The organism is Nonomuraea sp. NPDC049725, from assembly GCF_040674795.1.
In the GTDB taxonomy this organism is placed as follows: domain Bacteria; phylum Actinomycetota; class Actinomycetes; order Streptosporangiales; family Streptosporangiaceae; genus Nonomuraea; species Nonomuraea ceibae.
Genome location: NZ_JBFANJ010000002.1, coordinates 411,121 through 431,900 on the forward strand (window position 1 = coordinate 411,121; position 20,780 = coordinate 431,900).

At 72.4% G+C, this 20,780-nt stretch carries 20 protein-coding genes, 1 pseudogene and 1 riboswitch; of the genes and pseudogenes, 11 read left to right on the top strand and 10 right to left on the bottom strand.

The window, feature by feature from the left end:
• Positions 1 to 257: 257 nt before the first annotated feature.
• Positions 258 to 1,217, top strand: coding sequence for a hypothetical protein (locus tag AB0J53_RS06310; protein WP_364169089.1), 960 nt, complete (start codon positions 258 to 260; stop codon positions 1,215 to 1,217).
• Positions 1,218 to 1,436: 219 nt separating this feature from the next.
• Here the strand turns inward: AB0J53_RS06310 and AB0J53_RS06315 are convergent, their stop codons facing one another.
• Complete coding sequence (locus AB0J53_RS06315) at positions 1,437 to 1,595, bottom strand: hypothetical protein (protein WP_364169092.1); 159 nt, start codon at positions 1,593 to 1,595, stop codon at positions 1,437 to 1,439.
• Positions 1,596 to 2,339: 744 nt separating this feature from the next.
• Here AB0J53_RS06315 and AB0J53_RS06320 point away from each other — a divergent pair.
• Both AB0J53_RS06320 and AB0J53_RS06325 read left to right on the top strand, forming a co-directional pair.
• Complete coding sequence (locus AB0J53_RS06320) at positions 2,340 to 2,945, top strand: hypothetical protein (protein WP_357589514.1); 606 nt, start codon at positions 2,340 to 2,342, stop codon at positions 2,943 to 2,945.
• A 152-nt stretch (positions 2,946 to 3,097) separates the two neighbouring features.
• Positions 3,098 to 3,295 (top strand): annotated as a pseudogene (locus AB0J53_RS06325) (transposase); the annotation flags it as partial.
• Positions 3,296 to 3,301: 6 nt separating this feature from the next.
• Here AB0J53_RS06325 and AB0J53_RS06330 read toward each other — a convergent pair.
• Both AB0J53_RS06330 and AB0J53_RS06335 read right to left on the bottom strand, forming a co-directional pair.
• Entirely contained in the window at positions 3,302 to 4,855 is a 1,554-nt protein-coding gene (locus AB0J53_RS06330; protein ID WP_364169840.1) for a bifunctional 3'-5' exonuclease/DNA polymerase, read from the bottom strand.
• A gap of 30 nt (positions 4,856 to 4,885) precedes the next feature.
• A complete protein-coding gene (locus AB0J53_RS06335; protein WP_364169096.1) occupies positions 4,886 to 6,370 on the bottom strand; it encodes a metallophosphoesterase in 1,485 nt (494 codons plus the stop codon).
• A 132-nt stretch (positions 6,371 to 6,502) separates the two neighbouring features.
• Here AB0J53_RS06335 and AB0J53_RS06340 point away from each other — a divergent pair, with 132 nt between their 5' ends.
• Complete coding sequence (locus tag AB0J53_RS06340; RefSeq protein WP_364169099.1) at positions 6,503 to 6,910, top strand: hypothetical protein; 408 nt, start codon at positions 6,503 to 6,505, stop codon at positions 6,908 to 6,910.
• On the opposite strand, the gene AB0J53_RS06345 is transcribed toward AB0J53_RS06340, so the two are convergent.
• Complete coding sequence (locus tag AB0J53_RS06345) at positions 6,907 to 8,481, bottom strand: FAD-binding oxidoreductase (RefSeq protein ID WP_364169843.1); 1,575 nt, start codon at positions 8,479 to 8,481, stop codon at positions 6,907 to 6,909. The two genes, AB0J53_RS06340 and AB0J53_RS06345, sit on opposite strands and share 4 nt — an antisense overlap.
• Positions 8,482 to 8,512: 31 nt before the next feature.
• Here AB0J53_RS06345 and AB0J53_RS06350 point away from each other — a divergent pair, with 31 nt between their 5' ends.
• The 4 genes from AB0J53_RS06350 (at position 8,513) to AB0J53_RS06365 (ending at position 11,925) form a co-directional block, all read left to right on the top strand.
• The gene (locus tag AB0J53_RS06350; protein WP_357589520.1) at positions 8,513 to 9,022 is read left to right on the top strand and encodes a helix-turn-helix domain-containing protein; all 510 of its coding nucleotides are present in this window, start codon (positions 8,513 to 8,515) and stop codon (positions 9,020 to 9,022) included.
• Positions 9,015 to 10,544, top strand: a complete 1,530-nt coding sequence (locus tag AB0J53_RS06355; RefSeq protein WP_364169103.1) for a glycerol-3-phosphate dehydrogenase/oxidase — start codon at positions 9,015 to 9,017, stop codon at positions 10,542 to 10,544. The genes AB0J53_RS06350 and AB0J53_RS06355 overlap by 8 nt, the downstream gene beginning before the upstream one ends.
• Before the next feature lie 53 nt (positions 10,545 to 10,597).
• Entirely contained in the window at positions 10,598 to 11,512 is a 915-nt protein-coding gene (locus AB0J53_RS06360; RefSeq protein WP_364169106.1) for a sucrase ferredoxin, read from the top strand.
• Positions 11,513 to 11,613: 101 nt separating this feature from the next.
• Positions 11,614 to 11,925: a WhiB family transcriptional regulator gene (locus AB0J53_RS06365; RefSeq protein WP_125634885.1), complete on the top strand. Its 312-nt coding sequence runs from the start codon at positions 11,614 to 11,616 to the stop codon at positions 11,923 to 11,925.
• A 195-nt stretch (positions 11,926 to 12,120) separates the two neighbouring features.
• Here the strand turns inward: AB0J53_RS06365 and AB0J53_RS06370 are convergent, their stop codons facing one another.
• Together AB0J53_RS06370 and AB0J53_RS06375 are read right to left on the bottom strand one after the other, a co-directional pair.
• Positions 12,121 to 12,354 (bottom strand): DUF397 domain-containing protein, encoded by a 234-nt coding sequence (locus AB0J53_RS06370; protein WP_219506737.1) that lies wholly within the window; start codon positions 12,352 to 12,354, stop codon positions 12,121 to 12,123.
• A 125-nt stretch (positions 12,355 to 12,479) separates the two neighbouring features.
• Positions 12,480 to 13,310 carry a helix-turn-helix transcriptional regulator gene (locus tag AB0J53_RS06375; RefSeq protein WP_357589524.1) on the bottom strand — a complete coding sequence of 277 codons (831 nt, stop codon included), beginning with the start codon at positions 13,308 to 13,310 and terminating at the stop codon, positions 12,480 to 12,482.
• 208 nt (positions 13,311 to 13,518) lie between these two features.
• On the opposite strand from AB0J53_RS06375, the gene AB0J53_RS06380 reads away from it, so the two are divergent.
• Positions 13,519 to 13,992 (top strand): ATP-binding protein, encoded by a 474-nt coding sequence (locus tag AB0J53_RS06380; protein WP_219506741.1) that lies wholly within the window; start codon positions 13,519 to 13,521, stop codon positions 13,990 to 13,992.
• A gap of 8 nt (positions 13,993 to 14,000) precedes the next feature.
• On the opposite strand, the gene AB0J53_RS06385 is transcribed toward AB0J53_RS06380, so the two are convergent.
• The gene (locus tag AB0J53_RS06385; protein WP_364169111.1) at positions 14,001 to 14,630 is read right to left on the bottom strand and encodes a phosphoribosyltransferase family protein; all 630 of its coding nucleotides are present in this window, start codon (positions 14,628 to 14,630) and stop codon (positions 14,001 to 14,003) included.
• Positions 14,631 to 14,965: 335 nt separating this feature from the next.
• Positions 14,966 to 16,063, bottom strand: a complete 1,098-nt coding sequence (gene rsgA / locus AB0J53_RS06390) for a ribosome small subunit-dependent GTPase A (protein WP_357589526.1) — start codon at positions 16,061 to 16,063, stop codon at positions 14,966 to 14,968.
• A gap of 298 nt (positions 16,064 to 16,361) precedes the next feature.
• Here rsgA and AB0J53_RS06395 point away from each other — a divergent pair, with 298 nt between their 5' ends.
• Together AB0J53_RS06395 and AB0J53_RS06400 are read left to right on the top strand one after the other, a co-directional pair.
• On the top strand, positions 16,362 to 16,901 hold the full coding sequence (locus AB0J53_RS06395; RefSeq protein ID WP_246645137.1) for a sigma-70 family RNA polymerase sigma factor: 540 nt from the start codon (positions 16,362 to 16,364) through the stop codon (positions 16,899 to 16,901).
• Complete coding sequence (locus AB0J53_RS06400) at positions 16,898 to 17,614, top strand: zf-HC2 domain-containing protein (RefSeq protein ID WP_364169116.1); 717 nt, start codon at positions 16,898 to 16,900, stop codon at positions 17,612 to 17,614. The genes AB0J53_RS06395 and AB0J53_RS06400 overlap by 4 nt, the downstream gene beginning before the upstream one ends.
• A 273-nt stretch (positions 17,615 to 17,887) precedes the next feature.
• On the opposite strand, the gene glyA is transcribed toward AB0J53_RS06400, so the two are convergent.
• On the bottom strand, positions 17,888 to 19,138 hold the full coding sequence (gene glyA / locus AB0J53_RS06405; RefSeq protein WP_364169119.1) for a serine hydroxymethyltransferase: 1,251 nt from the start codon (positions 19,136 to 19,138) through the stop codon (positions 17,888 to 17,890).
• 25 nt (positions 19,139 to 19,163) lie between these two features.
• Positions 19,164 to 19,246, bottom strand: a riboswitch (ZMP/ZTP riboswitch).
• A gap of 23 nt (positions 19,247 to 19,269) precedes the next feature.
• Complete coding sequence (locus tag AB0J53_RS06410; RefSeq protein WP_364169122.1) at positions 19,270 to 20,775, bottom strand: serine/threonine-protein kinase; 1,506 nt, start codon at positions 20,773 to 20,775, stop codon at positions 19,270 to 19,272.
• Positions 20,776 to 20,780 lie beyond the last annotated feature (5 nt).

Below are 20,780 nucleotides of genomic sequence, written 5' to 3' on the forward strand. Positions count from 1 at the left end.
CGCAGAAGAGCGTCGCTCTGGGGCCGGCCGTGGACGTGGCAGAACAACCGCTCGGCCGAGCAGGCGAGACGGCCGTGGTTGAGCCCGCCATACAAGGCGCCGTGCCCACGCCGGTACTCCGGCGACAAGGTCAGATCGACCGGTGAGCACACCGGCCTCGGCACACAACAGCGCGTCGATCAGCTCGAGCAATGCATCGGCCCGCGCCTGGTGGTGGTGTCAGGAACCTTCGAACCCGTGCTGATCGGTCTCCAGGCATGGAGGGTGACGTCACGTCGGAGCTGATGGGACCTAACTACCCAGTACGCTCGACCGACACGAAGCACGCCGCGCAGCCGGGCCTTGACCTCATGGAGATTCGCATGACCCCTGAGATGCTGGACAAGCTCGGCCGGTTCCGTGAAAGAGCCTTGGCGAAGGGCATCCCTCTGGACGATGTCGAACGGTGGACGGGCACCGCGCGACCGTGCGCGACACTGAGATCGGTGGGAGGTGACGGGCCGGTGGTGGGCCGGCTCGGCGGTGCCCTGTTGCTCCCCGCCGATGTCCCCGATCCTTGGTGCAAACTCGCCGCCACCGTCGATCTCGCCGCGCTGCCTGAGGAGGCGACAGACCTTCCGCTGCCGCCCGACGGCCACCTGCTGCTGTTCGCCTGCCCCGACCCTGACATGATGGGCGAGGAGACGCTGGGCAGTGCGCTCTACGTCCCTGCCGGTACGCCCGTCGAGGAACGCCAGGTGCACATCCGCTGGGATCCGGTCTACGAGTACCACGGCGTGGCGGAGTACCCGTCGGGTCAGCTGCGCTTGAGCAGCGACATCTCCCTTCCCTGCCACTCGGAGGTCCACGACCCAGGGTCTGCTACCGCTCGCAAGCGGATCCCGGGGCATCCCTGTGCCGCCGAACTGGTTGACGTCTGGCTGGAGGCGAACGACGTCTTCCATCCGGGGCTTCAGCTGGGTGGATACGCCAGGGACGAGTACCACGACGAGGACCCCGCCGTAAAGGCGGGACGGGAGGCAACGCAGGCGAAGGCGCCAGGCGAGCTGCCGCAATCCGAGACGGGCATAGGCCCCGAGGACTGGGTGTGCCTCGCCCAGTGGTGGCATTACATCCGCGGCATGGAATGGGCCGAATATTCTTGGTCGATCGCTCGGCAGGACCTGGAGGCGGGACGCTTCGATCGGGTGTACGCCACCATGACATGGAGTCCGTGACTGAACCGCTCCGGGGACGCGCTGGCCGGCGGCCCCGTTCCCGGAGCGGACGTCACAGCGCTGATCATGCGTGATCTCGCGCCGACCCTGCACGACCTGGCCGAGGACGGCCACGTCCCGCGCCGCGACACGCTGCGCCTGCTCGGCCGACTCCTGACCGAAGTTCATCGGCTGCCGTGCCCGCCACCCGGTGAGGGGGGCCTGCTCCAGCCAGTGGACCTAGCCGGGCAGGTCGACACCGTGCCCCAGGCAGTACGACAGGTACAGGGCGATCCGGCCCGCGTAGGTCTTCTCGGTGTTGAACGCCCGGCCCGACGCCCGTAACCCCGCCAGATACGCCGACGCCTCGACATGCAGGGCGAATTCCTCATCGACCACGACCCACCACACCGCCCCGACAGCGGCCTCCGCTCGCCCAACTCGGTACGGCTGCTTCAGCGCGCCAGGCATGACCAACATGCCTAACCGCAGAGAGTCACCCAAGATAACAACTACTCCGCCTCAGGTTCAAAGGAGTGGCCGTGCAGATGCATGGGGGTCGCAGCGGCGGGTCTGTGCTCGGGCGAGTCAGGCACGTGTCGATGCCATCTGAGGGCACGGCCCTGCGTTGACGCGGCTAGCGTAGAGGTAAGGGAGTGGGGGCGCGCTGTCTCCAGGAACGATCAGGAGCGGTCGGTGGAGGGTGCCTGAATCGCGACGACCAGGGCCCAGCCGCGGGCGGCGTGCTCAGGATCGCTGAGCCGGATCGGCGTGACCGTGATGTAGCACTCCGGCGCTGTCGGGGTCCCGGGTGACGAACTCAATCCCGGCAGCAGGAAGAGTGACGCCGGGTACCCCATCGCTGGGTCGCCGCTGAGGTCGTCGAACAGACCTTCGCTCTGCTGCTCGCCTTCCGACGCCTGCGCAACCGCGGGAAGGGCCGCGCTGACTGCACGAGGCCTTCCTCAAGGGGTGTTCACGAACACGGCTGGCCTGGGGTGCAAGAGGGTCTGAGAAGATCGCTTCCCGAGCAGAAAATGATCGTTTCCCGCGTACACAACCCGGGCGCTGACCTGTCCTGTCTCGTTGAGGGTGAGGCATCCAGCCGTTCGTCTCACGCATCCGAGGCATGATCACGAAAGTGTGCGGATCGACCCGCAGGATGAGAATGTACGGATGCACACAACCCCGTGGATGATCCTCATTGGTCCGGCCGCGGCAGGCAAGAGCACCCTGGGCAACGGACTGGCCTTAGCAACAGGAAGAAGCTTTGTCGACGTGGACGCACTCGGTGAGAGCTATTACGCCGAGGTGGGATGGAGCATGGACAAGCTGCGTACTCGAATCCAGGCCGTGGGCAGAGTCGCAGCCGAGCAGGAGTGGGAACCCGCGCGCGCTCATGCCGTGGAACGCATCGTGGCCGACTACCCAGGCGCGATCATTTCCCTGGGGGCCGGCCACAGCCACTACACGCAGTCCGAGTTGTTCCAGCGCGTTCTCGCCGCGCTTCGCCCTGTCGGCCATGTGGTGCTTGTGCTGCCCTCCCCTGACCATGAACGATCCGTTCAGGTTCTGCGCCGGCGCAGCCTCGCTTCGAAGGGCACCGACTGGATCAGCGGAGACGGGCACGACTTCCTCTTCCAGTGGGTGCACGATCCGGGAAACCGCGTTCTTGCGACGACAGTCCTCTACACCGAGGGAGAAGAGCCTGCGGAGAGCATCAGCCGCCTCCTGACCATGTGTGAGTGATCTCAGCTCAGTTCCATCGATTTGCCTCAGGATCAGCGAGACAGCCAACTGCGGAGTTGTCTCATTGATCATGAGGCACCGCAGGTAAGAGAGACGTCATGCCTCAACCCGAATGAGACGGGACATGACCGTTCAGGGGTCAGTGGGTCGCGCGCGCTCGCAAGATCCGGTGCACCATTCCCGAGCCGGCCGACTACCGCGCCCGCTCAGCTGTCGAGTGCGGCATCAATCGGCTCAAACGCCATCGCAGCATCGCCACCCGGTACGGCAAACTCGCCGTCCGTTACGAAGCCGCCGTCCACATCGCTGCCATCAACGACTGGCTCACGATCCTTCGAGACACGGCCTAGGACCGGCTACTTCGCGTCGGCGTAGCAGCTCACCGCGACGGTCTCCATCGGGAAGCGGACCGGGGTCGGCCCGAACAGCAGCCGGCTCGCCTCCGCCGCGGCGGCCGACACCGCGGCCATGACCTCGCCGGCCCGGTCGAGCGGGCAGTGCACGATGACCTCGTCGTGCTGGAAGAACACCAGCCTGGCCGGGTCGGGCAGCATCCCGCGCAGCACCGCCATGAGGGCCAGCGCCCACTCGGCAGCGGTGGCCTGCACGACGAAGTTGCGGGTGAAGCGGCCCCGGTCGCGGGCCGCCCGGCCGCCCTCGGGCCCGGACACCAGCTCCCGCCAGCGGCCGGACGGCGGCGGGCTGGTGCGCCCGAGCCAGGACCGCACCACCCGCCCGTCCTCGCCCGCCTTGGCCGCGTCCTCGACGAACTGGTAGGCCCGGGGGAAGCGCTGGCGCATCACGGCCAGCAGCTTGGCGGCGTCGCCGCTGGTGCCGCCGTACATGGCCGACAGCATCGCGATCTTGGCGTGGTCGCGCTCGCCGCCGAACGCCTGGGCGAGGGCCGCGTAGAGGTCGATCTCCCCGGCGGCCCTGGCCAGCCCGGCGTCCCCGGCCATCGCGGCCAGCACCCGGGGCTCCAGCTGGGCGGCGTCGGCGACGACGAGGGTCCAGCCGTCGTCGGCCATCACCACGCGCCGCATCACCTTGGGGATCTGCAGGGCGCCGCCGCCGCTGGTCGCCCAGCGGCCCGACACGACGCCGCCCACCACGTACTCGGGCCGGAAGCGCCCGCCGCGCACCCACTGGTCGGCCCATGCCCAGCCGTGGAAGCTGAACAGCCGGGCCAGCTCCTTGTAGGCCAGCAGCGGCGCGACGGCCGGGTGGTCGACCTTCTTGAGCTCCCACGAGCGGGTCGTCTTGAGCGCCACGCCCGCGCCCTTGAACGCCTTGACGAGCTGCTGCACGGAGTCGGGGTTGACCGGGTGGCCGAACGCCGCCGCCACCTCGTCGGCCAGCGCCTGCAGCCGGGCCGGGCGCATGCCGTGGACCGGGCGCGGCCCGAGCAGCTCGGTGAGCAGGGCGTCGTGCACGTCGCGCCGCCACGGCATGCCGTCGTGGCCCATCTCGGCGGCGATCAGCGCCCCCGCGGACTCGGCGGCCACCAGCAGCCGGAACCGCCCGGGGTCGGGCAGCGCCTCGATCCGGCGGAGCTGGTCGCCGAGCACCTCGGCGACCGCCTCGGCGGGCAGCGGCTCGGGCTCGAACAGGGTGCCGGGCACGCTCGGCTGGTCGTCGGGCACGGGCAGCCCGCGCAGCCTGGCGTGGGCGGCCCTGGCCGACCGGGGCTCGCCGTAGCGGCCCTCGTACGCGAGCAGCAGGCCCTCGGTGAGGGCGAGGTCGTGGCAGCGCGAGACCCGCACCCCGGCCGTGAGCAGCGGCGGGTAGGACTCGCGCGTGTCGGCCCACACCCAGCGCGGCCGCTCCCGCTCCAGCTCGCGCACGGCCCGGGCCGGCGGGCCCGGCAGGGGCGCCTCGCCGATCCGCAGGACCGTCTCTCCCGCCACCACCGCGTACACGCCCCCCAGAGTGCCAGGCGGCTACGACAAAGCGATGCTCACCTCGTCCTCCAGCGGCGGGTCCTCCTCCTGCTTGCGGCATCCGGTGGCGGCGAAGCAGCGGATGGTCACCCGGTCCGGGGTGACCGAGAGGTGCAGGAACTGCTTGAAGAACGGCGGGGTGTCCCAGTCGGAGAACTCCGACAGGTAGCGGTGGAAGACCTGGCCCACCGGCAGCCGGAACGGCCACGGCCAGGAGCCGAGCAGCCGCGCCGCCCACCGCATCCGCCGCGTCACCGTGACCTGGCCGAGCGGCCGCACGGGGGTGTTCTTGATCTGCTCGGACATGATGCAGGCGGCCTCGTCCGGCGTCAGGGAGATCCACTTCATCCGCAGCCGCCTGGCGTAGAGCTGGCTGTAGAACGACAGCGAGTCGCCGCGCAGCGGGTAGCAGCGGAAGTCGTCCTCGTGCACGCCGCCGGCGTCGACCCGCCGGATGGTGTGGGTGGCGTGCATGAAGGCGCCGCTGCCGCCGGAGACGATGTACTGGATGACCCGGTCGCCGACCTTGACCGGGTAGCGCTGGTAGTTGTGCACGTCGCCGCCGATGGCCGCCACGTAGCGGTGGGCCGGGTCGCGGACGATGTCGTCGATCGTGCCGCCGCCCTCCAGGGGCGAGGGCTTGTAGTCGTTGCGCGTGTAGATCGGCTTGCCGGTGACGAGGATCTTGGGGCGCGGGTCGAGCGAGACGCGGCGCAGCCAGTCGGCCTGCTCGGCGTCGATCGCCCCCCTGATGCCGGTGTCGACGCCGACGACGAGCAGCGACGGGCTCTCGATGACCCAGTACGGGCCGGGCTGGGTGGCCTGCTGGGTGGGCTTGCCGCGCAGGGCGCGGGCCTCGGCCAGGGCGCTCTCGTCGACGGTCTCGGGCTTGCGCCACAGCAGCCCGCGCAGCCCCCGGTCGGGTCTGGGCTTGAGCGGGGGCGCGTCGCAGAAGACCCGCATGAAGCCGCCGAGCCCGTCGTACCAGTCGTGGTTGCCGGGGATGGCGTAGATCGGCGCGTCGTAGTCCTTGTAGGGGCGGAAGAACTTGTCGCGGTACTCGTTGCCGGACCCGGCGGGGTAGACGACGTCGCTGGCGATCACCGCGAAGGCGGTGCCCGCGCCGATGTTGAGCATCCCGGGGACGACCGCGTACTGGGAGGCGTCGCCCTCGCCGGTGTCGCCCAGCAGCAGGAAGCTGAAGCTGTCGCCCAGTCCCGGCGTGATCGCGAACCTGTCGCCGGCGCCGCGTGCGCGCTGCGCCGCGACCCACCGGCGGCGCACCTCTCCGGACGGGTCGCCGAACAGGCCGGCGAGGATCTCGTTCCTTGACCTCCACAGCGTGCGTAAGTCGAGCCAGCTGAAGCCCTGCCGGTCGGGCCTCAGTCCGGCGTACGTGCCGATCTCCTGGCAGGCCCAGCCGGCGCCCTCTTCGGACACCCGGGAGGACGCCTGCTTCCCCCGTTCTGCCGCGATTTCCACCATGAACACATCTTCGCCGTGCCGCCCGGGAAGCGCATCCTGAAACGGAGCGTGCCGTACCCGCCACAGAAGGTGCGCCATGGTGTAACCTCAATCGCCCCAAGCAAGCGGTTGTCGTCGCCAAGGAGGGCTCCCATGGCCCGGAACGGTTCCGATGACGCGCTCCGGCGGGGCACCACGGGGGTCGAGGCCGTCGAGGGCCTGCTCGCCTACGCGACGACTCGGCGCAGGTGGGGCGGGGGCGGGCTGCGCAGCGCCGACCGGGCCGTCGCGCTGAGCCGCGCCCTCGTGGCCGAGAACCCCGCCCACACGCCGCTGCTGGCCCGCGCGCTGCGCACGGCCGCCCGCCTGCACCTCGGCCACCGCCGCCCGGCCGACGCGCTGCCGCTGGCCGCGGAGTCGGTCGAGCTGGCCCGCCAGACGGGCGGCCCCGCGCTGGTGCTGTCGCTGGCGTGCCTGGCGGAGGTGTACGAGTCGCTCCAGCGTTACGGCGACGCCGCCGCGGCCCTGTCGGAGGCCGACGGCCACACGCCGCCCGCCTAGATGATCAGCGCCCCCGGGTTGAGCACGCCCGCCGGGTCCACCTGGGCCTTCACCGCGCGCAGGATCGCCGAGCCGAGCGGGCCCACCTCGGCGGCGTGCGCGTCACGGTGGTCGCGGCCCACGCCGTGGTGGTGGGAGATCGTCCCGCCGGCCGTCACGATGGCCTCGTTCGCCGCCCGCTTGGCCCGCTCCCACTGCGCCACCGGGTCGCCGTCCTGGGCGATGACGACGGTGAAGTAGAGCGACGCGCCGGTCTCGTACACGTGGGAGATGTGGCACATGACCAGCGGCGTGCCGAGCGCGCCGAGCAGCGCGAGCCGGACCGCGTCGTACAGCCGGGGCAGGCCGGACCAGAAGCCGGCCGTCTCCAGCGTCTCGACGGTGGCCCCGGCGGCGAGCAGCGAGTCGCGCAGGTACGGCGCCTCGAAGCGGCCGCGCGCCCACGACTCGCCGGGCTCCTCCCCCAGCGGCACGCCGCCGAGGCCGGCCAGCACGGCGGCGACCTCGGCGCGGCGGGCCTCGGCGAGCGCGGCGGAGCCGCCGGCGGGCGTCTCGTGACCGGCGATCAGCAGGCAGCCGGTGTCGCCGCCGCCGATGGCGTCGGGGCGGGCCAGGCCGATCATCGTCTCGGTCTCGTCCGACAGCCGCAGGACCGCCGGGAGCGCGCCGCCCTGGGCGAGGGCGCGCAGGGCGGCGGCGCCGGTGCTGAAGTCCGGCAGCCGCCAGCCCTCGAAGCCGCGGGCGGCGGGCAGGCGGCGCACGCGCAGGCGCAGCGAGGTGATGACGCCGAACGCGCCCTCCGAGCCGAGGACGAGCTGGCGCAGGTCGGGCCCGGCGGCCGACTTGGGGGCGCGGCCCAGCTCCAGCGTGCCCGCCGGGGTGGCGAGGGTGAGCCCGGCGACCATGTCGTCGAAGCGGCCGTAGCCGGCCGACGCCTGTCCGCTGGAGCGCGCCGCCGCGAACCCGCCGAGCGTCGCGTACTCGTAGGACTGCGGGAAGTGGCCCAGCGTGAGCCCGTGCGCGGCCAGCAGCCGCTCGGCCTCGGGCGCGCGCACGCCCGGCTCGAACGTGGCGATCATCGACTCGGCGTCGACGCCGGTGAGCCGGTCCATCCGGCCCAGGTCCAGGCTGATCACGCCGGCGAACCCGGGGCCCGGGGACGCCAGGCCGCCGACGACCGAGGTGCCGCCGCCGAACGGGATGACCGCGACGCGCTCGGCCGAGCAGAGCCGCAGCACCTCCGTCACCTCGTCGTGGCCGCCCGGCCGCACGACCGCGTCGGGTGCGTCCGCGCCGTCGCCGGCGCGCAGGCGCAGCAGGTCCGGGGTGGACTTGCCGCGCGTGTGCCGGACGCGGGCCTCGCGGGAGGTGTCGACGTTCGCGGCGCCCACCAGCCCGGCCAGCGCCGTGAGCAGCCGGGGGGCGAGCGAGACGGGCGGCAGGCGTACGGACTCCAGGGTGGCGGCGGGCTCGGCCGGGGCGCGCACGCCGAGCAGGTCGCCCAGCAGCCGGGTGATCTCCTCGGGCAGGTCGCGGGCCTTGGCGGGGTCGCCCCACCCTGACCAGAGCATGGGTTCGGTTGGCACGCATACACTGTGACACATGCCGTCGATTCGTCACAATGAGGGCGTCCTGGACGCGGCCCGGGACTGCGTGCTGGCCTACGGGGTGCGGCGCACGACGCTGACCGACGTGGCGCGCCGGGCCGGGGTGTCGCGGATGACGATCTACCGCCACTGGCCGGACGTGCGCTCGCTGGTCGCGGACCTGATGACGCGCGAGTGGGTGGCGGCGATCGCCGGGCTGGACCTGTCGGACCCGGTGACGGCCGTGGTGACCGGGGTGCGGCGGCTGCGCGAGCACCCGCTGTGGCGCAAGATCGTCGAGGCGGACCCGGAGCTGCTGCTGCCCTACCTGCTGCACCGGCGGGGCGCCAGCCACGAGGCGGCCCTGGCGGCGCTGGAGCCCGCGCTGGGCGACGCCCGCAAGGCGCGGGCGGTGCTGCTGGTGGCGCAGGCGTGGCTGCTGTCGGCGCCGACGATGCTGGACCCGGTGACGCTCGACGAGCTGGACGCCGAACTGCGCACACTGCTGGAGGGTTACGTTGACTAAGCGGGACACCTCGCCGGACACCTCGCTGAACGCCGGCAGGAGGAGCCGCGAGCTGGAGCTCGTGGCGGAGGAGCGGGTCGACGTGCTCGTCGTGGGGCTGGGCGCGACGGGCGCGGGGGCGGCGCTGGACGCGGCGTCCCGGGGGCTCAGCGTAGCGGCGATCGACGCCCACGACCTGGCGTTCGGCACGTCCAGATGGAGCTCCAAGATGATCCACGGCGGCCTGCGCTATCTCGCCAAGGGCCAGGTCGGGGTGGCGTACGAGAGCGCGGTCGAGCGCGGCTTCCTGCTCAGGCGCACGGCCCCGCACCTGGTCCGGGCGCATCCGTACGTGCTGCCGCTGACGCGGGAGGTGTCGCGGCGGCAGCAGGCGCTGGTGATGGCCGGCTACCGGCTGGGCGACGGGCTGCGCGCGGCGGCCCGCACGCCGCGGCGGCTGCTGCCCGGCCCGTCGCGGCTGACGGCGGAGCGCACGCGGCGGCTGGTCCCGGCGCTGGACGGCGAGGGCCTGCGCGGCGGGCTGCTGTCGTGGGACGGGCGGCTGCTGGACGACGCCCGGCTGGTCGTGGCCGTGGCCAGGACGGCGGCCGGGCAGGGCGCGCGGGTGCTGACCCGGTGCCGGGCGCTGGAGCTGACCGGCACGGGCGCGCGGGTGCGCGACGAGCTGACCGGGCGCGAGTTCGCGATCAGGGCCCGGGTCGTGATCAACGCGACGGGCGTGTGGGCGGGCGGCCTGGACCCGTCGGTGCGGCTGCGGCCCTCGCGCGGGACGCACCTGGTGCTGCGGCCGGGCACGCTGCCGGGCATGTACGCCGGGATGCACGTGCCGATCCCGGGCGAGCGCAACCGGTTCGCGCTGGTGCTGCCGCAGCCCGACGGCCGGGTGCACGTGGGGCTGACGGACGTGGCGGTGGACGGGCCGGTGCCCGACGTACCGGAGGCGCCCGAGGAGGACGTCAGGACGCTCCTGGAGGTGCTGAACGGGGTTGTCGGGGCTGAGGTGACACGGGAGGCGGTGGCGGGCGCGTACGCGGGCCTGAGGCCGCTCCTGGCGGCCGACGGGCGGACGGCCGACCTGTCGCGGCGGCACGCGGTGCTCGCGGGCGACGGCGTGGTCACGGTGGTCGGCGGCAAGCTGACGACGTACCGGCGGATGGCCGAGGACGCGGTGGACCGCGCCGCGGAGCTGGCGGGGCTGCGTGCCGGCCGGTGCCGCACGGCCTCGCTCCCCCTGGTGGGCGCCGGGCCGGCGCGGCGGCCGTCGTCCGTGCCGGAGGGGGCGGCGGGCACGTGGCGGCGGCTGACCGAGCGCTACGGGGCCGAGGCCGCGGCGGTGTGGCCGCTCGTGCGCGACCACCCGGAGCCGGTCGGGCTCGGGCTGAGCGCGGGCGACCTGCTGTGGTCGGCGCGGCACGAGGGCGCGCTCGACGCCGCCGACCTGCTCGACCGGCGGACCCGGCTCGGGCTGGTGCCGGAGGACCGGCAGGCGGCGGCCGGAGCGGCGGAATCGGCGATCGCCTGACACCTCGCCATCCCGTTAGGTTAGTCTTACCTAATTCGCGGAAGGGGGACGGTGTGGCGAAGGGCTGTGAACACGCGGAGGGGTGCCACACCGGTGGCATACCCACCCTGGCCAGTGCGACGGTGGGGGCCCGGCTGTGGCTGCTCGTCGAGCACGAGGGCCCGTGGCCGGCCCGCCTGGAAAGCTCAGAACTTCCTGAGAACATCGCCAAACTCGTCACCAGAGCCCTCGAACGCGGTATCAGGCCGCAGCTGATCCGCCGTCCCGGACGCCGCACCCGCCCACGGAACCGGGACATCCGTGTGCTATTGGCGTACGGGGTCGGAGACGCGCCCTGGCTGGCCAGCGGTGTCGTCGCAGGTCCTGACGATCTTGACCTGGACTCGCTGGTGGCCGGAGTGGTCCCCGAGTCCTGCATACTTGAAGACGAGCCGGTATTTCTGGTGTGCACGCACGCCAAGCGCAACGCGTGCTGCGCCCGCATTGGATTGCCCCTCGCTCGGTCGCTGGCGGATTTTCTGCCGGACAGAGTGTGGGAAACGTCACACGTTGGCGGCGATCGCTACGCCGCCAACCTTGTGTGCTTGCCACACGGAATTTTCTACGGCAGCATGTCTCAGGCTGCTGCGATCGCAGCGGCAGACGCGTACCGGTCGGGCGAGGTCATTCTCGACCGTCTCCGGGGACGCGCAGGCATCCCTGAGCCATTGCAAGCCGTGGAGCACTTCGCCCGAGCCCATACGGGAGAGCGCTCCGTCGGCGCGGTGGCCGTGGAATCCTCAAGGTCGGACGGCGACGTCACCGAAGCCATCGTGCGCTGCGGAGACGTCCGGTTCCAGGTTGTGGTCAAGCCATCGGCGTGCCAAGCGCCGTGTGGCACGGGTTGCGCCGAGACGATCACCACCTACCGGCTGGTTTCGCTGGACAGGCTCACGCCTGTGCGGTACGCCACGCCAGCCCTCACCTGACCAAGGGAACATCACGGTCTCGCTTTGCGTTGGAACAGTGACGCCGAAAGCGTCCAATGCGGCTCAATTACCGAAATACCTCTCAAGAAGGTGGTTTTCTCATGTCTCAGGTACGTCGGCAGCTCGCCCGCCCGCGCCCCAGCTGGGGTTGGCAGGATGATGCCGCGTGCCGGGGTGAGGACCTCGTGCTCTTCTTCGGCCCTGACGGAGAGCGGCAGCCCGAGCGTGACGTACGTGAGCGGAAGGCCAAGGCGATCTGCGCCGGGTGCCCGGTCCGCAACGAGTGCCTGGACTACGCGCTGTCCCGTCCGGAGAAGTACGGCACGTGGGGTGGCCTGAACGAGGACGAGCGCGCCTCCGAGCGTCGCCGTCGCATGCGCCGCGCCGCCAGCGCCGGCATCTCCGCCGCCTGACACCCGGCAGCATTCCCCGCGCAGATCATCGCGTGATCACGCAGTTGTCCCGATGAACCGGAGCCTGGCACACCGCGCTCAGGCTCCGGCGAACCCGGTCGGGACAACTGCCTGATCAGGCAGCTCACCCCGCGCACGACGAAGCCGCCGTCCAATCCCGGACGGCGGCTTTCGCATGCCCTCGTTCAGACCGGCTCAGACCAGCAGGTCGTCGAACTCCCCGTCCTTGGCCCCGAGGACGAATGCGGTGATCTCTGCCCTGGTGTAGACCAGCGCCGGCCCGTCCGGGAAGCGTGAATTGCGCATCGCCACCTCGCCCGTGGGCAGGGGCGCCACCTCGACGCAGTTGCCGTTGGGATTGCTGCGCGCGCTCTTGCGCCAGACGACGGGAAGACGACGCGCGGGCGTTCCGTTGCGGAACTCAAGCATGGGGGCAGCTCCTCGGCCATACGGATGCACGTGCATCCGTGCTTACGAGCAGACAATACGGTGACGAGCCCATCGCCATATACGGGATGACCAAAAATCCGCTATGCCGTGGATCACACGCGTTTTCACCGGTCAAGCAGGCTCTCGAGGAACCGCCTGCTCTCCTTCGGCTCCTGAGCCTGCACGCTCAACCGGTCCATCACCTTGACGTAATGTTCGGACTCGGCCGCCTTGTCCAGATAGAGGGCGCTGGTGAGCTGCTCCATGTAGACCACGTCCGGCAGCTCGCGCTCCGGGAAGCGCAGGATGCTGAACGAGCCGCCCGCCGCCGCGTGCCCGCCCCGGTCGAACGGCATGACCTGCACCGTCACGTTGCGCTCCGCCGTCATGGCCAGCAGATGCTCGATCTGCTCCCGCATGGCCTCCGGGCCGCCAGGCGCCCGCCGCAGCACCGCCTCGTCGATCACGGCCCACAGGTTGAGCCGGTCGTCCCCGGTCAGCCGCCGCTGGCGGGCCACCCGCAACTGCACCCGCCGGTCCAGCTCGTCCGGGGCCGCCCGCTCGTTGCCCAGCTCGATCACCGCCCGGGCGTAGGCCGGCGACTGCAGCAGACCGGGCACGAACTGGTTCTCGAACGTGCGGATGGCCGAGGCGGCGCCCTCCAGGCCGATGTACACCTCGAACCAGCTCGGCAGCAGATCGCCGTACTTGTGCCACCAGCCCGGCGCGTTGGCCTGCTTGGCCAGCGCGATCAGCGGCGCCCGCTCGTCCGGGTCGGTGACCCCGTACAGCGTCAGCAGGTCGGCCACGTCGCGCTCCTTGAAGCTGACCTGGCCCAGCTCCAGCCTGCTGATCTTGGCGTGGGAGGCGCGGATCGAATAGCCGGCGTCCTCGCGCGAGATGCCACGCTCGGTGCGCAGCCGGCGCAGCTGCGTCCCCAGCAGGATCCGCAGCACCGTCGGGCTCCCCGTCGAATGCTTCAGGATCGTGCTTCCGAGACCCTCGGCACTCTCGGCACTCTCTGCGCTCACGTCCATCGCTCCCAGATCATCTGCACGTGCAGATGCATTCTGCATCGGTAAACATCGAAAAGTCTTGCATCTGTGCCGCACGGTCGTAAAGATGGGGAATGGATCACCAGAAACCGCGCCTCGGGGGCCAAGGATGACGACTTTCGACGCCCGGCCGCAAGCCTCCAGCGCTACCCGGCCGCCGGCGTGGCTGACGTCCGCGATGCTGGACGGCCGCACCGGCGACGGCGACGCGGTCTTCCCCTTTCACGAACTCAGCTCGTTCGAGCCCGGGTGCGTGGCCATGGCCAGGCGATTCGTCGACCGCACGCTCGGCTCGTGGGGGGCGGAGCGGGCGGCCTTCGACGCCACCCTGGTCGTGTCCGAACTGGTGACCAACGCCATGCGCCACGGAGGCGGCGCCATCCAGCTCCGCCTCCTGCGCCACGGCGGCGAGGTGGCGTGCGTCGTCACCGACTACAGCTCCACGCCGCCGTCGCCCGCGGGCGCCGACATCTTCTCCGAGTACGGGCGCGGGCTGCGGCTCGTCGAAGCGCTCTGCTCCGGCTGGGGCTGGGTCGCCCCGGGCGGCCCCGGCAAGATCGTGTGGGCCGTCCTGCCCGCCTGACGTCACCCTCACCGGTTCCGGTCCAGCACGTCCAGCACGTCGGCGTCGGACAACTGCTCGAAGTGCGCGTACCACTGGCCCACCGCCCGGAAGTCGGGCGGCTCGCTCAGCACCACCACCTCGTCCGCCTCCCGGCGCATCGCCTCGACCGTCTCCGGCGCCCCCACCGGCACCGCCAGCGTCACCCGCGCCGGGCGCGCCGCCGCCACCGCCCGCAGCGCCGCCCGCGCCGTCGCCCCCGTCGCCAGCCCGTCGTCGGCCACCACCACCTCGCGCCCCGCCAGCTCCGGCAGCGGCCGATCCCCCCGGTACGCCGCCACCCGGCGGGCCAGCTCACGCCGCTCCGCCTCCACCACCTCGGCCAGCGCCCCCGGCGTCAGCCCCAGCCGGGCCAGCTGCGCGCCGTCGAACACCGGCTCACCGCCCTCGGCGATCGCCCCCACCCCCAGCTCCGGCTGCGGCGGGTAGCCGATCTTACGGGTGACGAGCACGTCCAGCGTCCCGCCCAGCCGCCGCACGATCGGCTCGGCCACCGTCACCCCGCCGCGCGGCAGCGCCAGCACCACCGGCTCGGGCACCTCCAGCCGCTCGGCCAGCAACCTCCCGGCTTCGGCCCGATCGGCGAACATCCGCTCCATACGTCCCCCGTACCCGCAACACCCCACTTCCCACGATCCCACCTTTTGGATGCCCGCCCTTTCGGGCCGTGCCCACCGAAAGCCCCTCTGACAGAGGACCCACCCCTTCAGAGAGACACCCCTTGCCGGAAGGAGCCGTTCTCTCGGGTAGCCCCCGGCGGAATCACCCCTTTCCGACGGGAGCGCACCCCCTGAAGGCAGCGCCTCCCGGAGAACGGCCCCGCCTTGGGGGCGTGGCCCTCCCGGGGCAGCCGTCCCGGGGGGCGAACCTCCCAGGGGCGACCGGCCCGGGGGCGGTCAGCCCCTCCGCGGGCGTATCCCTTGCCGGGTGGGGGTCAGGGGCGGTTGCGGCCGGAGCGGCGCATTTCCTTGTGGATGACCTTCCACCGGTTCTGCAGGTCCTTGCGGAGGCGGGCGTCGGTGCGGGCGGCCATCCAGGCGGCCTCCCGCTGGAGCTTGCGCCAGCTCTGCAGGCGCCGTTCGGGCAGCTCGCCGGAGTCGACGGCGGCCAGCACGGCGCATCCGGGCTCGCTGTCGTGCCCGCAGTCCTGGAAGCGGCAGCGGGACGCGAGCTCCTCCAGGTCGGCGAAGACGAGGTCCACGCCCTCACTCATCTCGTACAGGCCGACCCGCCGGATGCCGGGCGTGTCGATGACGAGGCCGCCGCCGGGCAGCGGGATGAGCTCCCGGTGCACGGTGGTGTGCCGGCCGCGTCCGTCGGCGGCGCGTACCTGCTGGGTGTCCATGACGCCGTCGCCGGCGAGGGCGTTGACGAGCGTGGACTTGCCCGCGCCGGACGGGCCGAGGATGACGGCGGTGCGGGAGCCGTCGAGGTAGCCGCGTACGAGCTCGACTCCCTCGCCGCGCAGCGAGGAGACGGCGTGCACGTCGACGCCGGGGGCGGCGGCGCGCACGTCGGTCAGGAGCTCGTCGAGCCCCTGCTCGAACAGGTCGGCCTTGGTGACGAGCACGACGGGCGTGCCGCCGGACTCCCAGGCGAGCGCCACGAGGCGTTCGATGCGGCCGAGGTCGGCGTAGTCGGTGGAGTGCATGGACGGTTCGGCGACGAAGACGATGTCGACGTTGGCGGCGAGCACCTGGCCCTGGCCGTCGCCGGACAGGCCGCCGCGCGAGTCGCGGCTGACGCCGCCCCGGACGAACGCGGTCGTCCTGGGCAGCACCTCGTCGAGCTCGTAGCGGCCCTCGGGCAGCGCGCGCAGCGCCACCCAGTCGCCGACGCACGGCAGCGCGACGGGGTCCTGGGCGGCGGCCCGGCGCACGCGGGCGCCGTAGCGGGCGTTGTGCTGGCCGTCGGCGGCGATGACCTCGGCGGCGCCGCGGTCGACCCGCGAGACCCGGCCGGGTACGGCGCCGTCGGGCAGCTCGGCGGCGCGGGACGCGGTCCAGCCGAGCAGGGAAAGATCGTGAAGCAACGGATTACACCTTTGGCGGAGAAGGAATGCCGGGTGACTAGAGGAGTCCCCGGAGGATGTCGGACGGCACGCAGCACAAGACAATCCGCATGGGTCCTCACCTCCTTCTCGATCCGTTTCGCGTGGCGACTTTACGGCACCCGCCGGGAGGGACGCAATCCGGTTTTCGGACGCCGCCCGGCCGGCCCGGTTGAACCCGGGCGGGGACGCGGGCCGTACCCCCTGCCGACGGACGCGAGAAAGGGGAAAGATGCGACTGAGCACGTATCCCCCACCCTCGGCAGAGGGGGCAGCCCCCATGCGGTTACGGCACTGGATGAGGCGGGCGCGGCCCGACCCGGAGGTGGTCGTGTCCGCGCTCTACCGGCAGTATCACCGGCCGCTGCTGGCGTTCGTGGTCCGGCTGACGGCGGGTGACCGGCAGTGGGCGGAGGACGTGGTCCAGGAGACCATGATCCGGGCCTGGCGCAGCGCCGAGCGGCTGGATCCTGACGCGGCCTCGCTCATGCCCTGGCTCGCGACCGTCGCCAGACGTATCGTGATCGATGACCGGCGGCGGCGGGAGTCGCGCCCGGCGGAGCTGGGCGACGGGCCGCTGGAGAGCCTGCCCGTGCCCGACGAGATGGAGAAGCTGCTGCACCAGGTGGTCGTGTCCGAGGCGCTGCGGGCGCTGTCGCCGGCCCATCGCGAGATCCTCAACGAGACGATCCTGCGGGACCGGTCGGTCAACGACGCCGCCGAGGCGCTCGGCATCCCCGTGGGCACCGTGAAGTCCCGGGTCTACTACGCGGTCCGGGCGCTGCGGGTGGCGCTGGAGGAGAGGGGGGTGACGGCATGACCGCGCGTGTGGAGCACACCGATGTCGGCGCCTACGCCCTGGGCCTGCTGGAGGACGACGACAGGCGGGCGTTCGAGGAGCATCTGGCGCACTGCCGGCCGTGTGTGACGGAGTTGTCGGAGCTGTCCGGGGTGGCGCAGGCGCTGAACGGGCTGGGTCCGCTGGAGGACGAGCCTACGCGGGGTGAGGAGCCCGCCGAGGTGATCGACCTGCTGCGCCGCAAGCAGGCGGCCGACCGGCGGTCGCGCCGGGGCACGTTCCTGGTGGGGGTGGCGGCGGCGGTGGCGCTGGTGGCGGGCGGGCTGGTGGCGGGCGCCCAGTTCGGCGGCGGGTCGCCGGCCGCGCCCGTCGCCTCGCCGCACGACGGCATCGGCCCGGCCGAGCGGTTCTACGCCGCGGGCACGCCGGTCGAGGGCGTCGGCAGCGGCGGCGTGACGGGCGGGCTGGTGCTGGAGTCGAAGGGCTGGGGCACGCATGCGGCGCTCAAGCTGGCGGGGGTCAAGGGGCCGCTGGAGTGCGCGCTGGTCGCGGTGTCGCGCGATGGCGACCGCCGCATCATGATGGGCTGGGCCGTCCCGCCCGCCGGCTACGGCGTGCCGGGCTCTCCCGGGCCGCTGTACGTGCACGGCGCGAGCGCGCTGCCGCTCGACCGGATCGACCACTTCGAGGTGGTCACCACCGAGGGCGCCACCCTGCTGACCGTGAAGGTGTGACGGGGGCGGCCCCGGTACGGAGGATTTCCCGTCGTCCGTTGAACCCGGGGCCGCCCGCCGTCCGTACTGCTTTCGTACGACGAGTACGTGACCGGCGTGATCAGGGGACACGCCGGTCACCTCCGGGACGAACCACCCACGGCCGACGGCGGCCTTCCCCGCTCGCCGGTCGGCCCTCGCTCCGGGGCATCCGGCCCGCCCCGGGAGCGACGGCGCCCCGCCGCACGAGAGAGCCCGTGCGGCGGGGCGTTCCCGGTCGCCCGGGGGACTCGCTTACAGGCCCGGCGCGGGGAACTGCGCGGTCAGCTCGCTGACCTCGCGGTGCACGCGGGTGATCACGTCCTCGGCGTCGCCCTTGGACAGCGCGGTGACGACCTCGTCCATCCAGGCGCCGATCTGCCGCATCTCGGCCTCGCGCATGCCGCGCGAGGTGACGGACGGGGTGCCGATGCGGATGCCCGACGGGTCGAACGGCTTGCGCGTGTCGAACGGCACCGTGTTGTAGTTGGTCTCCAGCCCGGCCCGGTCGAGCGCCTGGGCGGCCGGCTTGCCGCCGATGCCCTTGGGCGTCAGGTCGAGCAGGATCAGGTGGTTGTCGGTGCCGCCGGAGACCAGGTCGAAGCCGCGCGAGGCGAGCTCGTCGGCCAGCGCCTTGGCGTTGGCGACGACCTGGTGGGCGTAGGCCTTGAAGTCGTCGGTGGACGCCTCGCGCAGGGCGACGGCGATGGCCGCGGTGGTGTGGTTGTGCGGGCCGCCCTGCAGGCCGGGGAAGACGGCCTTGTTGAGCGCGGCGGCGTGGTCGTCGGCGGTGGCCATGAGCATGGCGCCGCGAGGGCCGCGCAGCGTCTTGTGGGTGGTGGTGGAGATCACGTCGGCGTGGCCGACCGGCGACGGGTGGGCGCCGCCGGCGACGAGGCCGGCGATGTGCGCGATGTCGGCGGCCAGCACGGCGCCCACCTCGCGGGCGATCGCGGCGAAGCCCTCGAAGTCGATCGTGCGCGGGATGGCGGTGCCGCCGCAGAAGATGAGCTTGGGCCGGTGCTCCAGGGCCAGCTCGCGGACCTGGTCGAGGTCGATGCGGCCGGTGTCCTGGCGGACGCCGTAGCGGACCGGGTTGAACCACTTGCCGGTGGCCGAGACCGACCAGCCGTGCGTGAGGTGGCCGCCGAACGGCAGGCCCATGCCCAGCACGGTGTCGCCCGGCTGCAGGAACGCCATGTAGATGGCCAGGTTGGCGGGCGAGCCGGAGTAGGGCTGGACGTTGGCGTGGTTGACGCCGAACAGGGCCTTGGCGCGGTCGACGGCCACGGTCTCGATCTGGTCGATGACCTGCTGGCCCTCGTAGTAGCGCTTGCCGGCGTAGCCCTCGGAGTACTTGTTGGTCAGGACGGTGCCGGTCGCCTCGAGCACCGCCTTGGACACGTAGTTCTCCGAGGCGATGAGCTTGACCGTGTCGGCCTGGCGGCGCTCCTCGGCCTTGATGAGCTCGGCGATCTGCGGGTCGACGCTAGCGAGAGAACTCATGAGTCTCCTGTCATCATTGACATCCTGCGAAGACCCAGGCGCACGGCCTCCGCTCCTTCCGCTCCCTGGTGGTCGATCCCACCGATTGCGCCAGTCGCGACGCCTTGACGATATCGGAAGCGCGGGGGCTGTCAGCTCGGGGTGATGGCCACGTTCCTGATGACGCCGAGCGGGCCCATGTCGACGTCGACGCGGGCGACGTCCTCGGGCACGTTCGCGTAGATGGCGTAGAGCTGGACCTGGTCGCCGCCCTGGAAGGGGGCGACGGGCAGGTCGGTGCAGTCGCAGCCGCCGTCCTTGCTCGCCGGGTAGATCGGCGAGCCGACGCCGGGCGGGACCAGGCTGACCCGCGAGGCGGTGGAGTCGAGGGCGCCTCGGCCGAGCTTGCCCGCGAGGGGCGCGTTCTCCTCGCCGACGTTCTTGACGGTCCACTGCAGGCGGACGGTGCCGCCCTGCCGGACGAGGGAGTCGACCTGGACGCTCAGCCTGCTGCCGAGCGCGTCGATCGTGCTGGCGGCGGCGGGGGTGCCGGGCTCGCCGGCGGCCTGTTCCCAGGGGCGCAGGACGGCCACGGTGACGCCGGCGCCGACGGCGGCGGCCAGCAGTGCGGTCACCACGGGCACCCACCGCCGCCCGCGCCCGGCCGCCCCGCCGCGCCGCCCGGCCGGTCCGGGTCCCGGCCGGCCGTCACCGTTCCCGCCGCCGTTCCCCCCGCCGGGGCCCACCGGAAAGGCGCTCGCGGGGAAGGAGCTCGCGGGGTAGGACGCCGCGGGCGCGCCGCCGGCCGGCGCCAGAACGGGCGTCCAGGTCTCCGACACCACCCGCGTGGCGGCGTCCACCTGGACCTCCGTACGGCCCAGCAGCCGGTCGAGGAGCTGCTGGGCGGTGGGCCGCCGGGCGGGGTCCTTGTCCAGGGCGCGCTCGACCAGCGACCGGATGCGCTCGTCCAGCCCGTCGAGCACGGGCGCGTGGTTGACCACCCGGTAGACGACCTCGGCGACGCCCCCGGTGCCGAACGGCGGCCTGCCGGTGCCCGCGTACGCCATCAGCGCGCCCCACGCGAAGACGTCGCCGGCGGGGGTGACGGGCTCGCCCCTGGCCTGCTCGGGCGACATGTACGCGGGCGTGCCCATGCTCTGCGCGACCGTGAAGGGCAGGTCGGCGGTGTCGGCGAGCTGAGCGATGCCGAAGTCGATCACGCGCGGCCCCACGGGGCTCAGCAGCACGTTCGACGGCTTGAGGTCGCGGTGCACGACGCCGGCCTGGTGGATGGCGGCCAGCGCGGTGGCCACGCCCACGGCCAGCGCCTCCAGGTTGGAGCCCGTCATGGGCCCGTGCCGCCGGATCACCCCGGCCAGGTCGGGGCCCTCGACGAACTCGGTGACGAGGTAGGCCGTGCCGCCGTCGAACCCGGCGTCGAGCACGGGCGCGGTGCAGAACCGGGCGACCCGCCGGGCCGCCTCCGCCTCCTTGCCGAACCTGCGCCGGAACTCCTCGCGGGCCGCGAGCTCGGGCCGCATCATCTTCAGCGCGACCTGCCTGCCGGACCCGTCGCGGGCCAGGTGGACGAAGCCCATCCCGCCCTCGCCGAGCTTGCGGAGCAGGACGTACGGACCGACCCTCTGCTGCGCCTCCATCGGGG

Coding starts and splice junctions, on each gene's coding strand:
- AB0J53_RS06380 (WP_219506741.1), top strand. CDS start 13,519: ATGACGACTTTCGACGCCCGGCCGCAAGCCTCCAGCGCTACCCGGCCG.
- AB0J53_RS06350 (WP_357589520.1), top strand. CDS start 8,513: ATGCCGTCGATTCGTCACAATGAGGGCGTCCTGGACGCGGCCCGGGAC.
- AB0J53_RS06410 (WP_364169122.1), bottom strand. CDS start 20,775: ATGGAGGCGCAGCAGAGGGTCGGTCCGTACGTCCTGCTCCGCAAGCTC.
- AB0J53_RS06370 (WP_219506737.1), bottom strand. CDS start 12,354: ATGCTTGAGTTCCGCAACGGAACGCCCGCGCGTCGTCTTCCCGTCGTC.
- glyA (WP_364169119.1), bottom strand. CDS start 19,138: ATGAGTTCTCTCGCTAGCGTCGACCCGCAGATCGCCGAGCTCATCAAG.
- AB0J53_RS06395 (WP_246645137.1), top strand. CDS start 16,362: ATGCGGTTACGGCACTGGATGAGGCGGGCGCGGCCCGACCCGGAGGTG.
- AB0J53_RS06385 (WP_364169111.1), bottom strand. CDS start 14,630: ATGGAGCGGATGTTCGCCGATCGGGCCGAAGCCGGGAGGTTGCTGGCC.
- AB0J53_RS06335 (WP_364169096.1), bottom strand. CDS start 6,370: ATGGTGGAAATCGCGGCAGAACGGGGGAAGCAGGCGTCCTCCCGGGTG.
- AB0J53_RS06345 (WP_364169843.1), bottom strand. CDS start 8,481: ATGCTCTGGTCAGGGTGGGGCGACCCCGCCAAGGCCCGCGACCTGCCC.
- AB0J53_RS06400 (WP_364169116.1), top strand. CDS start 16,898: ATGACCGCGCGTGTGGAGCACACCGATGTCGGCGCCTACGCCCTGGGC.
- AB0J53_RS06310 (WP_364169089.1), top strand. CDS start 258: ATGGAGGGTGACGTCACGTCGGAGCTGATGGGACCTAACTACCCAGTA.
- AB0J53_RS06340 (WP_364169099.1), top strand. CDS start 6,503: ATGGCCCGGAACGGTTCCGATGACGCGCTCCGGCGGGGCACCACGGGG.
- AB0J53_RS06365 (WP_125634885.1), top strand. CDS start 11,614: ATGTCTCAGGTACGTCGGCAGCTCGCCCGCCCGCGCCCCAGCTGGGGT.